The 13,627-nt window shown below is 50.4% G+C and carries 12 protein-coding genes; 4 read left to right on the plus strand and 8 right to left on the minus strand.

Annotation, left to right across the window (positions count from 1 at the left end):
• Positions 1-13 precede the first annotated feature (13 nt).
• From JKP77_RS17865 to JKP77_RS17885, 5 genes are all read right to left on the minus strand, one after another.
• Positions 14-682, minus strand: coding sequence for a cold shock and DUF1294 domain-containing protein (locus JKP77_RS17865; protein ID WP_218312531.1), 669 nt, complete (start codon positions 680-682; stop codon positions 14-16).
• Positions 683-819: 137 nt separating this feature from the next.
• A complete protein-coding gene (locus tag JKP77_RS17870) occupies positions 820-1,233 on the minus strand; it encodes an antitoxin Xre/MbcA/ParS toxin-binding domain-containing protein (protein WP_218312532.1) in 414 nt (137 codons plus the stop codon).
• A 150-nt stretch (positions 1,234-1,383) separates the two neighbouring features.
• On the minus strand, positions 1,384-1,821 hold the full coding sequence (locus JKP77_RS17875; protein ID WP_218312533.1) for a hypothetical protein: 438 nt from the start codon (positions 1,819-1,821) through the stop codon (positions 1,384-1,386).
• Positions 1,822-2,084: 263 nt separating this feature from the next.
• On the minus strand, positions 2,085-2,648 hold the full coding sequence (locus JKP77_RS17880; RefSeq protein WP_218312534.1) for a CBS domain-containing protein: 564 nt from the start codon (positions 2,646-2,648) through the stop codon (positions 2,085-2,087).
• A gap of 58 nt (positions 2,649-2,706) precedes the next feature.
• Entirely contained in the window at positions 2,707-3,012 is a 306-nt protein-coding gene (locus JKP77_RS17885) for a hypothetical protein (protein WP_218312535.1), read from the minus strand.
• A gap of 297 nt (positions 3,013-3,309) precedes the next feature.
• On the opposite strand from JKP77_RS17885, the gene JKP77_RS17890 reads away from it, so the two are divergent.
• Positions 3,310-5,673, plus strand: a complete 2,364-nt coding sequence (locus JKP77_RS17890) for a TonB-dependent receptor (protein WP_246601265.1) — start codon at positions 3,310-3,312, stop codon at positions 5,671-5,673.
• Between the two features lie 160 nt (positions 5,674-5,833).
• Here JKP77_RS17890 and JKP77_RS17895 read toward each other — a convergent pair whose 3' ends face one another.
• From JKP77_RS17895 to JKP77_RS17905, 3 genes are all read right to left on the minus strand, one after another.
• Positions 5,834-6,244, minus strand: coding sequence for a DMT family transporter (locus JKP77_RS17895; RefSeq protein WP_476726941.1), 411 nt, complete (start codon positions 6,242-6,244; stop codon positions 5,834-5,836).
• A gap of 164 nt (positions 6,245-6,408) precedes the next feature.
• A complete protein-coding gene (locus tag JKP77_RS17900; RefSeq protein ID WP_218312537.1) occupies positions 6,409-7,701 on the minus strand; it encodes an NAD(P)/FAD-dependent oxidoreductase in 1,293 nt (430 codons plus the stop codon).
• Between the two features lie 259 nt (positions 7,702-7,960).
• Positions 7,961-10,075 (minus strand): TonB-dependent receptor family protein, encoded by a 2,115-nt coding sequence (locus JKP77_RS17905; RefSeq protein ID WP_218312538.1) that lies wholly within the window; start codon positions 10,073-10,075, stop codon positions 7,961-7,963.
• 390 nt (positions 10,076-10,465) lie between these two features.
• Between JKP77_RS17905 and JKP77_RS17910 the strand changes: the two genes are divergently transcribed.
• The 3 genes from JKP77_RS17910 to JKP77_RS17920 all read left to right on the plus strand — a co-directional run bounded on the left by JKP77_RS17910 (position 10,466) and on the right by JKP77_RS17920 (position 13,627).
• Positions 10,466-11,647, plus strand: coding sequence for a porin (locus tag JKP77_RS17910; protein ID WP_218312539.1), 1,182 nt, complete (start codon positions 10,466-10,468; stop codon positions 11,645-11,647).
• A gap of 113 nt (positions 11,648-11,760) precedes the next feature.
• The gene (gene exaC, locus JKP77_RS17915) at positions 11,761-13,278 is read left to right on the plus strand and encodes an acetaldehyde dehydrogenase ExaC (protein WP_218312540.1); all 1,518 of its coding nucleotides are present in this window, start codon (positions 11,761-11,763) and stop codon (positions 13,276-13,278) included.
• A gap of 76 nt (positions 13,279-13,354) precedes the next feature.
• Positions 13,355-13,627, plus strand: coding sequence for a DUF4242 domain-containing protein (locus JKP77_RS17920; RefSeq protein WP_218312541.1), 273 nt, complete (start codon positions 13,355-13,357; stop codon positions 13,625-13,627).

A 13,627-nucleotide genomic window follows, 5' to 3' on the forward strand; every position in this document is an offset into this window, starting at 1 on the left:
CGTTGACTCATTTTCATATATAAGAAAAGTGGCGCAGTAAAACCAGCGTGCCGGCCAGATTACACACCACTGTCAGCCAGAAAATAATACGGAACGATGATTTCACTGTTTTATGACGAAAAATATGTTGCGCCATCCAGGCACCCGGCCATCCTCCTAACAGCGCTGCAATATGAAGGTTTGCTTCAGGAACCCGACTTCGCTGCTTTCTGGCGGCGGATTTATCCTTCCAGTACATCAGAAAAGTGAACAGACTAAGTCCTGCCAGTGCCGTCGTAATGCTTCGCAGGTCAGGTAGTAACAACGCGACAACTGGCAGTGCTGTCAGAATTAACAGCGGAATTATCGGTACGCTTGCCGGGCTTTTCTGTTCGCGTGAAAACCTGGTGTGGGCGCTTCGTGGCCTGCCAGCCTTGTCGGCAGCGCTGGATTTTACTCCCATCAGTTTAATACGTACTGCCTGTAAGCGCTGGCGGTCGTCCGTTTCCAGGTCAAAGGCAATATGGTCTCCTTCTTTGGGCCGACGCGCGGGGCGTTGAAATGCAGAGATATGCACAAACACCTTCCTTTGCTTATCCGCCAATACAAAACCAAACCCTTTCTCATCGTTCCATTGATATAACGTTCCCTGATGGCGCACTGATTTCACTTCCTGATTGTCGATTAGAGGGGGCATACGCATGCTGTGCCGCAACTGACGTAATTCTCTAATTTATCTTCCATATAGTCTCGCGTCGAGACTGCAGTTTTTTATAAATTTAAAAGCAAATGATCGTAGATGAGCGTATACACATTGGAGGTCGTTTCATTCTGGCAACACTATTCCCAGTCAGCTAATGATACTGGCAGAACGTGATTTGCGCTTTCACCCATATCCACGCTTTGCTCAGATTCGAGATATTCAACAACACGTTGCAGACCGTTCAGCGAGTTACAGAGCGTGGTTGGTATAGCCGACAATCCTGCATGAGGCTGTTTTAGCCAGCCTTGCATCTCATCATTGTCTCCTTCTGACAACGCATAGAGTAAATGGTACATCCGGATAAAGGCCAGCTGAATGAGGTACTGTTCAGAATCACTCTCAAACCCGGTCCTTTGGGAGTTCACAAGCGCCGACTCAGAGACGGACAGTAACTCAGCCGCCTGAAAGCGGCTCCAGCCAAGCTCTTCATAGGCCCAGGTAAAGGCTTTTACGACCACCGCCGGTGGGCTTGCGTGCTGGTTAACTGTCATGCGTGCTGCCTCTACTGCGTGAAACTTTACTATAAATTCGTGAATGCAGTGTGATCACGCTCTGAAAGATGCGATTTTCGTTCCACTTATAATAAAAACGTTAGGACAGTCTGTCTGGCAGCAGTTCTGAACAAGGACGGCGAATTGCTTTTACGCAATGCGGGAAAAATGCGCCTCGGCTTGTTCAGTACTCGAAGAAAATCCTTGCGATTCTAACCATGCTGCGGCTTCTTTATATGTACTGAAAAAAGACACCGGCAGCGGTGTTTTTTCATACATTCTTTCTAATTGAGTGCGAGTGGAGGTTTTTACCGATGAGCGCCCGATAACCAACGCAACGGCTTCCAGGCCGAACTCAGCCGCGGCATTTATTCGCGACACCAACAACGACTCGGCTTCTGGGATAAGGAGACTTTCACCAATGAGCACCACGATATCTGCCCACCGCTTTCCAATCATTGGGGTGACTTCCAGATGATAATCCCGGCTAAATGCGCTTACACATTCCCGGTTCCATGGGCCGTAAGCGTGTGTCAGCAGGTGCTCACCACACAAGGTTATCAGATACTCACCGTGAACATATTTCATTTGCAGGCTCTCTCCACCCGTATTGCCGCCAACGCAACAGTAAATCCATTTATCGCTATCTGAATCTTCGTCAGTGAAACGCATTTTGTCAATGCGACATATGGGGAGGTCCAGAATGACGTGTACCAAGCATCAGTGTTTGCCCGGAAGCAGCGTGTGACGAGTTGTCGGTGGCATTTAGCGTACAGACCAGACGCAGAATAAAAGACAGGCCGAAAGGTGTTACCCTCCCGGCCCGTCATGCTTGCTCTTTCTAAAACGCGTTACGCAGCTATCACCTTGGAAAGTGAAGAAAAAGAGGGTTGAGCCTGAATGTCCAGCGGCAGCTTTAATGTGCGTGCCACATCGCTAACGCTGATCACGCCACGCACTTCATGGGCATCACGATCGAGCACCAGGCAGTGTTGCTGACCATTGTCCTTAAGCGTTTCCACTACGTCACCGACGCTGGAGCGGGTCAGCTCATCGAAGTCGAATGACTGCAGTGACGTTTTTGAACGCAGAAAATCTCCTGCGCGCAGCTCCTCACGGGCAAGCCCCAGCTGGGTGGCTTTTTGCATTATGGCCTGTTCGGTTAAATCATTTAGTGAAACGATACCCACAAACTGGCCTTTGGCATTCAGCACCAGCTGCATTTTTATGTGCGATTTTTTCATCAGCCTTTCCAGCTCAATGGCCGGCGTATCAACATCGACAACATGGGGAACGTGCTGTTTGAAATCGGTGAAAATTAACATCGCTGATGATTTCAGCGTGATAGCGTGCGTAACGACAGGCCACGCCAGTTTGTCTACAGATTCAGTCTGATATAAGTGTAAGCTGTGCATAATACAGTCCTCATTAACAATAAATTGATTCGCGGCCTTGTACCGCAAGTGCAAGTTGTTAATGAGTAACCGGGGGAGCACGAATGCCGTTAAGGGCATACCGTGAAGGCTGTATCGCTTGTTGGTTGTGAGCTAGCTGATGTCCATGATATACCATGACATCAGTGAACAGGCGGCGGCTTATTGAATCCGGGCCGTCAGATTCTTCATCCACAGTGACAGTGTTGTCAGCAACGTCAGACAGTACCGCACTAATAAGACTAAGATCAGATTGCGCAGTGACGCTGGCATGATCATCCGCCGCCGCCACCTTCACAGGTGCCAGTATCAGCAGCAGAACAATTAACCAACTCATATGACGCATTCACATACTCCGGTAAGCGTGGTGCCAACGTACTCCTGTCATTAAGAGCCTGGACCCACGCTTATAGTTCAAATATACGACTGTTTTGCCAATTATGAAGTACCGTTTAACGATAAAAACAGTTATCCGGCGCATAACCGGCTTAATGTCCGGCCTTTTGATGCAGGTGGCTCTCCGTCACCACCTAACCACTTTAGATTTACGACCAAAGTACCAATACCACAACGCTTTTACCCAATATCGGTATCTCAAAACATTTTCTATTGTTGCAGCATAACCACTGAATAAAGAATACCGATGAAAAGGACACCCATAACATTGATATTGCCGGGATGCCTGCTGCTGGCAAATAACGCGCTGGCTGCGATGCCGAACTGGGATGAGGTAGAAAATATCCTTATTTACAATCAAACCCCGCTCTCTGAACACGACGGGGATGTGATAAAACGGCTGTCTGCTGAAAAGTTGAAAAAATCTCAGGCAATATCACTGGCCCGCGTACTGGATGCAAACCTGAACAGCGTAACCATCAATGATGTCCAGAATAATCCCTTTCAAACGGATGTTCAGTACCGTGGCTTTACCGCATCTCCCTTGTTAGGCATGCCTCAGGGCCTGTCGGTTTACCTGAATGGTACGCGTTTTAACGAGCCGTTTGGAGATACGGTGAACTGGGACCTTATTCCGGTAACGGCAATTGAAAGCGTGTCGCTGGCATCTGGCGCAAACCCGGTTTTCGGACAAAACACTCTGGGCGGAGCACTGCTTGTGGAGAGCAAAACCGGTTTCACCTTCGAGCAAAACCAAATTCTGCTTCAGGGCGGGCGCTACGGGCAGCAGGGTCTGAATCTACAATCGGGGGGCAATAACGGAGACTGGGGCTATTACGTCAATGCGAACGTCTATGAAGAAGATGGCTGGCGCCGGTTCTCGCCAACATCATTGCGTCAGGCCATGGCCAACCTGTCGTATAAAACAGCAGATTCTGAAACGCTGATCACCTCCTTATTTACAGACAATAACATGATAGGGAACGGTGCCATTCCTGTGGAGCTTATTGCTGAAGAGGGCCGACGCGCTATTTTCACCCGCCCGGACCAGACATTTACACAGCTTAGTTTCTTAAGCGCGCAACATAAAATGTCGCTCAGTGATACCACAGCACTCGCTATCAACGGTTACTACCGAGAAAATGAAATTGAAACCTATAATGGCGATGACAGCGATTATGAAGAATGTGATGTAGGCTTCGGGGAAACGCTCTGCGAAGAGGAAGAGGGCGAGGATGATGATAGCGAACAAGAGGGGGAAGACAAAGAGGAAGAGTTTGAAGAAGACGATGCGGTAGCGTTTGTCGGGTATGCGCCGCTTACCCCCCTTGATGCTTTTAGCGATGTGGATCCCGACAGTCTGGATGGCACGGCCAACACCAGCTTCACCGATAATAAAAGTTACGGTATTGCCTTTGAATTAAGCGGAAAGCATGAGTCTGGTAATCTCACTCATTTCTGGACATTAGGCGCAGGGTGGGATGAAGCCAGCATCGACTTTCGCAGCGATACAGAATTTGCGCTTTTAGATAACGACACCATAGATTCAACCAGAGGGGTTACTGGTACCGGCATTTACGACATGGGATCACGGGTTCGCCTGCAAACTGATGTGCGTCATCTGCACGCGTTTATCAGTGACATGATTCAGCTTAATGAGAACTGGTCACTAAGGTTGTCGGGCAGGTTCAACCGTTCTGATATTGATATGGTCGACGGCATTGAATCCGGTGAAGGCTCGCTTAACGGCAATCACGGATTTACGCGATTTAACCCAGCAACAACGCTGGTGTATGAGCAAAACGACTGGCGGATGACCGTTGGCTACAGTCAGTCTTCGCGCACTCCCAGCCCTGCCGAACTTAGCTGCGCTGATGAAGACGACCCATGCAAATTACCTAACGGCTTTGTGGCCGACCCTCCGCTTGATCAAGTGGTTACCGATACGCTGGAAGTGACATATGCCAGAGAATTTGAAAACGGTACGCTCTCTGCTGCCATTTTCCGCAGCGTAAGTCGTGATGACATTATTTTTCAGCAAGCAGGCGGACGCCCTTCAGTCGGCTACTTTGTGAACATCGACGAAACGCAGCGTCAGGGCGCAGAGTTTGAGGCAACAACACAACTGGGCGCACTGAACGCACAAATCCAGGTGAGTTATCTGGATGCCACGTTCGAGTCACCGTTTGTATCGTTCAGCCCGCAAAATCCACTGGGTGGTGATCGTCAGGTAATGCCGGGCGACCGCATTCCGGGACAACCCGAGTGGCAGACCGGCTTAAACCTGGAGTACGAAGTAACGGAGTCCTTTAGCACATTTGCTAACATTCACTATACGTCTGGTCAGTACTTTCGCGGCGACGAAGCCAACGAAAATCGTGAGCTAGCTGGCTATACGCTGGTTGATATCGGTGTGCGCTATCACGTTAATGACAACCTGGAGGTGGGCGCCAGAGTCGACAACCTGTTGGATAAAGACTACGAAACCTTTGGCACCTACGGTGAAGCCGACGAAGTTCTGGAGAATCTCTATCCGGACATCGAGTCTCCTGAGTTCATTGGTGTGGGGGCGCCGCGCATGTGGCGAATTTATGCGAGCTACGCGTTTTAACGGTAAGCTCTGTCGATAGCGGCGACAGGTAGTCAACGCAGTCTATGGCAGACGGGAAAAAGATACCCGGCATTGACCGGGTATCTTTATGATGTCGTGAAAATCAGGAATGTCGACCCTATCCCCCATACTGGCGATCGGGGGAGTAGTGAAAGGACTATTAGTTTGCGCTTTTTGAGACCAGCGTAATGAGTACAACGCCGGTGATAATAAAGGCGATACCCAACATGGCGGCGATGTCCAGCTTCTGACCAAACATCACCCATCCCAGTAACGCGATAAGCACAATTCCGACACCTGCCCATACGGCATAACTGATGCCCACCGGGATTGCCTGAATAGCCTGTGCTAGGCAATAAAACGCAACGCCATACCCCACAATAACGAATAAGGTCGGCACCCACTTTGTCATGCCATCACTTAATTTCAGCGCAGAGGTTGCTGCCACTTCAGCCACGATAGCAATGGCCAGAAACACCCAGTATTTAGTCATGGATTCTCCAAAGGGCGAAAATACCTTTCTGACTGTGCTTTGCGTGAGAGGCCTGGTCAGGGACGCAATCACCAACACTCGCCAGCTTTAGGGGCAGCAGGCAATCTCATTTCGCGATGAAAGCGCGGTATCGAACTTATCTGTCGACATTGCTGTGCCCACTAATCATAAAATCACTAACACCGCCCGGCAGGATAACCGGCCGCATTGCAGAGTTCTTACGTTGCCACGTCGACTAACGCTCAGTGCAGCTTCAATTTCGGGCTCAGCGCACTGCTTAACTTGCGGTTGATGATAGCAAGCACACCGCGTAATTTTCCGTGCACAGCGAACTGATGCATATTATAGAGCGACACATACACCAGTTTGGCTAATCGCCCTTCAATGAACATACTGGAATTCACCAGCGCGCCCATCAGACTGCCTACGGTGCTGTATTTGCTTAAGTGCACCAACGATCCATAATCTTTGTAATGGAAAGACTTCAGAGCTTTGCCCTGAAACTCACGAACCAGATTAGTCGCGGCTGTTGAGGCCATTTGATGCGCAGATTGCGCCCGCGGGGGTACCCAGCTGTCATCTTCCTGTTTTATCCCGCAACAGTCCCCCACCACATAAACTGAATCGCTAACCGTGCTTTGCAATGTGGGTTTCACCAGGATTTGATTCGCACGGTTAGTCTCAAACAGGCCAAGTTCCGTTAAGAAGTCCGGGGCTTTGACACCGGCCGACCACACCATTAAATCCGCATCAATGCGGCTGCCATCCTTGGTGATAAATCCCTCCTTATCGGCTTCAGACACCATCGTACCTTCCATTACCCTGATCCCGAGCTTTGTCAGCGCCTGACGTGCAGATGCCGCAATTCGCTCCGGCAGGGCTGGAAGAATGCGCTCACCGGCTTCAATAATAGACACTTTCAGACGCTCGGCAGACATCTCCGGCATCCCATAAGCTTTGGCAAGATTGGCGACGTGATGCAGCTGTGCAGCCAGCTCAGTGCCGGTGGCACCGCCACCAACAATGGCTACCTTCAATTCATGCTTATCTACGCAGCCCTGATTGATACGCAGCAGCTGATTAAGCAGTGCCCGGTGAAACCGCTCGGCACCATCCAGAGAGTCTAGTGAATAGCAGTTGTCCAGCACTCCGGGGGTGCCAAAGTCATTGCAGACACTGCCTATGGACAATACCAGGTGATCATAATGGAGGCTTCTTTCGGGCAGGATTTGTTCGCCATCGCTATCATAAATCGCCTCCAGCTGAATCATTTTTGTTTGCGAATCGATATTACACAATGATCCTAGCTGAAACTGATAATGATGCCTGGCAGCATGCATGGCGTAGTCTACGCCATCGGAATGTTTGTCGATGACACCTGCAGCCACTTCGTGAAGGAGCGGTTTCCAGATATGCGTGCGGCTTTTGTCGACCAGTGTTATTTCCGCCAGGCCTTTTTTTCCCAGCGTTCGGCTTAAGCGGGTCACACATTCCAACCCGCCGGCGCCGCCACCAACTACGATAATTTTTTTCATGAGATTTCCAAATACCAATTATTACAGGTAACGCATCGCGCTGGGCTGGCGGCCACAACGGGAAGAAGAACAACCGTGGTACAGGCAAACGCAATAATTTACCTGTAGTAACTGGGGGGTTTCTCAATCATTTCAGACATAGACTCACGCATAAGTGCATGTCTGAAATGACGATCTGGGTCAGGCGCATCGTTGAGTGCAAAAGGCATCATGTAGCAGTATGGCCTGCTTGAACAGCCAGACCATACTGCGAGCTAGCTTACCACTGATATTCAGCGCTGACCATGAGGTGGCGAGGCAACCCCGGGAAGTAACGATCACCGCCAAAGCTTGAATAATCTGCGCGTTCTGCATACGCCTCGTCCGTCAGGTTCAACACCCTGCCATACACTGTGAGGTTATCTGTGACGCTGACTGAAGCGCGAAGATGCATAAGATCGTGACCCTCATACTCATGCAAATTCTCCGGGTCGGTGTAATACTCATCCACGTGCTGCCATTCCAGTTCAATCCGTGAGTTGGCGGTTACATTCCAACCTACGCGCGCATTTGCCAGCGTACGTGGCGCGGTATCAATATCATTACCCTTGATGTTAATGTCACTTAATACCTGACTGTGCTCATAGGTGTGACGCGCATGGGTGGCTGCCACGGTAAGATCCCAGGCAGGGGAAAACTGGTAGCGCAGTTCTACCTCAATACCGCGATGGCGACTCTCACCGTCATTTACATTGAAGAAGTCACTGTCGCGGAAAATAAAGTTATCTTTATTCATATTATACGCCGACACCACGTACGACAGATTCTCGTAGAACCCTTTCACACCCACCTCAACGTTGGTGGCCGTTTCACTGTCCAGATCCGCTGTTTGTTGGTTGCGCTGCAGGCGGTACAGTTCGGTAGCCTGAGGTGCCCGGTACCCTTTTGAAACATTGGCGTAAAAGCGCGTATTATCTGAATACTGGTAGCTGACTCCAAACTTCGGGCTCAGATTGCTGTAATGATCGTTTCCGCTGGGAGGACGAGAGTAGCGGCAGCCGCCAAATCCACACTCGGTACCGTCATCACGGGTGCGACCTGCGATCATGTTGTTGGTGTAATCGTAATTCATGTATTCATAACGCGCCCCAAGGGTGACGGTCCAGGCGTCCTGCTCCCACACTAAAGAGGCAAACGGCGCCCACAACGTGGCATCCACCTGATAATCGTAGTGCTGACCTTCAGGGACGGTCGCCACCAGAAACGCTGATCCCTGTGTCGGGCCGTCCTGAAACTGCTGCAGGCCACCCTCGGTATATTCATAATCCACGCCCATATCCACTCGCCAGTTATCGTTCAACGGCTGTTGATAAAGCGACTGTAAGCCGAACCCTTGCTGATCATTTTTCTCAAGCGGCGTGCCTGGCAAAAAGTGCATGCGAAAATCCATGCTCTGGTTACGGAAATACGGCGTTACAGACAGCAGTTTGTCTTCACCCAGGTCCCATTTCGCATTCGTCCACAGGCGCACTGCCCGGTTTTTTCTGAACGCGTCCGGGTTTTCGTTACCCTGTGCCAGGTCTGCATCTTTGTAGCTTTCAAACCCACTGACATAGCCCGCGGTATCCTGATCCAGGTTAGTATAGGTAAAGCCGGTGGTCAGTGTCAGCCCCTCAGCATCATAGCGATGACGCAGATTGACTTTTTCCTGCTGCACGCCTTCACCATCGCGGTAACCACTGTCATGCGTGACACTGGCATTAATGCCAATCCCACTGTTCCCGAAGTCTTTTCCCTGACGTAACTTGGCCCGCTTATATCCATAGGAACCATAATCAAATCCCAACATGCCGATATCGCGGGTGGTATCGGGGGTAATCACATTGATTACGCCGTGTACCGCATTAGAGCCATAAAGCGCCGAACCCGGCCCCTTTAACACTTCTATGCGTTGCGCCATTTCAGAGTGCGCCTCGAACAGCTCATTGATATTACAAAAGCCGGCAGCACGAAGCGGAATGCCGTCTTCTGCGGTTAGCAAGCCACCACATGCGCCCGCCCCGGTGAATACCTGCGAACGCAAAGCTGGCAGATATTCCTGCCCGTTACCCCGTTGCACGCCTGCACCGGCAACGAATTTCAGTACCTCTTCGATATGCGCCGGGGAAACCAGCCTGATGTCGTCTTCGCCAACCCGGCTGATCACCACCGGCATAGCGTCGTCAGATTCAGCAAACCGCGAGCCAGTTGTCGTAATGCGTTCGATGTCATCAAGATCATCGCTGCCAGCCTGCACGTTTCCTACGCAGGACAGCGACAGCGCTACCGCAAGAGAAACCAGGCTTTTCGCCGGGCGAGTGGTTGTCCCATTAGATAAAACGTGTCCGAGTTGCATAAATACCTCTTCGTCGTGCCAGGTATAAAGACATCACATGCCTTTATCACACAACGTTTATTGTTGTGTTGAGAATACTAGGTGGCTTTGCAGCGCTTGAGAAGCAATCAACGCTGCCATTTCAGGATGATTTTCTTCCTACTTTACAGCCTTGTACGAACTAATACGAAAGACTACGACCAACGAACTAGTTCTGTGGACGGGTTCAATTTGCCGACCAAAGTGCAACACAAAAGACCCTAACGACGAGTTTCCAATTTTCCTTCCTCCCACAATACTCGAAGCATAACAAGAGTACTTGCACAGAACAGGTACCTGGGGTGTGAGTAACCCGGGATGAGACGTTTATGTTGCTCTACCAATAACACTAAAAATTAAAAGAGGTGACACATGAACAATTTGACGAAAGCAAGCACGCGACTCTCCCCCATGGCCTTTGCAATACTGGGCCTGACCGCGACATCCGCAAATGCGGCAGTAACTATCTATGACGATCCTGAAGTGGCATCCGTTTCTGTGGATGCTTCCTTCAATACCTTCTACGTAAACAGCAGTACCGAAAACGACATCAGCGGCGTTGACCGCGACCAGTCGCGGGTAAAAATGGGCTTTTTGCCTAACTGGGTCGGCATGACCTTCAGCAAAGATATCAATGGTGTGAAAGTGGGTGGCCGTTCTTCGTTCTGGGTCACTATCAACGACAGTAACACCGGTGTTACTTCTACTGGCATTGATGTTCGTCAGTTTTACGCCACGCTGGATTTTGACTGGGGTCAGATCCTGGTAGGCAAAGATTTTACCCTGTTCAACCGCTCCAACATTTTCTTAGACGAAATTCTGATTGGCTACGGCAACGTCAATGACACGCTGGGTCTTATCGATGGACAAGGCGTGTCGTTCGGTAACATCGGCAGCGGCTATACCTACCCGTTCCCGACATCACAAATTACCTATCGCTCACCTGAATTTGGCGGCGGCTTTAAACTAGCCATCGGTTTGATTGACCCGTCCAACACCTCAATTGATGCTGGCCCGGGCCGCACCAGTGAAGAGAGCATGCCGCGCATTGAAGCCGAACTAACTTACACCACCACATTTGAAAACGGCATGTTTAACGCCTTTGTCGGCATGCTGAACCAGACGACGGAAAGTGATGTCGCTGGTGATGTTGAGTCTAATGGCGTTTCATACGGCGCCAAAGTTAACGTTGGTGGATTTGCTCTGCACGCATCCGGCTTCAGCGGCGAAGCTATCGGCTTTTTATTAGGGCCAACGGATAACGCGCTTGGTTTGCAGGGATTGATGTACGAAAACGGTGATGAAGTGGACAGCAGTGGCTATCTGGTTCAGGGGTCTTACAAAGCCGGTGACAACCGCTTCGTAATTTCTTACGGCAACACCGAAGTGGAAACCGAAACGCCATGGGAAATGGATGCTACGCAACTGGCCTGGTTCCACACCTTTAACAGTGCGGTGACGTTTGTTGCCGAGTACGACATGAACGAGATTTCCATTGGCGGTGCAACAGAAGACGTCGACACCATCGCCCTTGGCGCCGTGATTAACTTTTAATGCTGCTTAGCGCCAGATAGCAGCAGACATTTCCGGCCGCCGGGGCCGGACCTAAAATCGCTTCCCCGGCAATTCTGGCAACGCTTTTATATTTGAAAACCGGAGTAAGCAACATGATCTATGCACAACCTGGACATGAAAATTCAGTCGTTTCTTTCAAAGACCGTTATAGCAATTACATTGGCGGCGACTGGGTGGCCCCAGTAAAAGGCCAGTACTTTGATAACGTGTCTCCCGTAAACAACGAAGTTTTCTGTCAAATCCCGCGTTCAAGCGCGGAAGATATTGAGCTGGCACTGGACGCTGCACACAAAGCCAAAGCGGCATGGGGTTCCACCTCAGTGACCGAACGCTCAAACATTCTGCTGAAAATTGCCGATCGCATTGAAGCCAATCTGGAAATGCTGGCTGTCGCTGAGACCTGGGACAACGGCAAAGCCGTACGTGAAACCCTGAACGCAGACGTACCACTTGCGGCTGACCACTTTCGCTATTTCGCCGGTAGCATCCGTGCACAGGAAGGCGGTATCAGTGAAATTGATAAAAACACCATCGCCTATCATTTCCACGAGCCATTAGGCGTAGTTGGTCAGATTATCCCCTGGAACTTCCCGCTTCTGATGGCCGCATGGAAACTGGCACCGGCACTGGCAGCCGGTAACTGTGTGGTACTCAAGCCTGCAGAGCAAACACCCGCCACTATCCTGCTGTTTGCAGAGCTGGTCGGTGATCTGTTGCCGCCAGGTGTACTGAACATCGTCAACGGCTACGGTCGTGAAGCCGGTGAGGCGCTGGCCACCAGCAAGCGTATTGCGAAAATCGCTTTCACAGGCTCAACGCCGGTAGGTGCACACATTCTTAAATGTGCTGCCGACAACATCATTCCGTCTACGGTAGAACTGGGCGGTAAGTCACCTAACATCTACTTCTCAGACGTGATGAAGCACGAAGATGAATTCCTGAGCAAATGTGTTGAGGGGACTGTACTGGCTTTCTTTAATCAGGGTGAGGTCTGTACTTGTCCGTCACGTGCTCTCATTCAGGAAGACATGTACGACGACTTTATCTCTCTGGTGATTGCACGCACGCAGCAAATTAAACGCGGTAATCCACTGGATACCGATACCCAGGTTGGTGCTCAGGCGTCTGCAGAACAGTATGACAAAATCCTGGGCTACCTGGAAATTGGTAAGAAAGAAGGTGCGGAAGTGCTTATCGGTGGCGGTCCCGCCAGCGTAGAAGGCTTCAGCAAAGGTTTCTATGTTGAACCTACCCTGCTGAAAGGTAACAACGACATGCGCGTGTTCCAGGAAGAGATTTTCGGTCCAGTTGTCGGTGTAACCACCTTCAAAGATGAAGCAGAAGCCCTTGCTCTCGCAAACAATACCGAGTTTGGTCTGGGTGCAGGCCTGTGGACCCGTGACACCAACCGAGCCTATCGCATGGGACGTGGCATTGAGGCCGGTCGTGTATGGATGAACTGTTATCACGCTTACCCAGCACACGCGGCATTTGGTGGTTACAAGAAATCCGGTGTTGGCCGTGAAAATCATAAGATGATGTTGAACCACTATCAGCAAACCAAAAACATGCTGGTTAGCTACGATATCAACCCTCTTGGCTTTTTCTAAAAGCGTTGCCTGAAAAGGCGTAAGTCCGGTACCCACAGTTGTGGGTACCTTTTTCCTTATCACAGGAGTATAAGACATGCCGAAATTCATCATTGAGCGCGAGATAGATGGCGCTGGCCAGTTAACAGACGCGCAGCTTCAGGACACCTCACAGCAATCCTGCGATATCCTCAGGCAACTGGGCCCCGGTGTGCAATGGATTGAAAGTTACGTGACCGATAACAAAGTCTATTGCGTGTATATCGCGCCTGACGAACAACACATTCTTGATCATGCTGAACGCCTCGGTTTACCGGCCAACCGGGTAAACAAGGTACAGCGCATGATCGACCCGACCACAGCAGAGTAA

The organism is Alteromonas antoniana, assembly GCF_019249295.1.
Classification (GTDB): domain Bacteria; phylum Pseudomonadota; class Gammaproteobacteria; order Enterobacterales; family Alteromonadaceae; genus Alteromonas; species Alteromonas antoniana.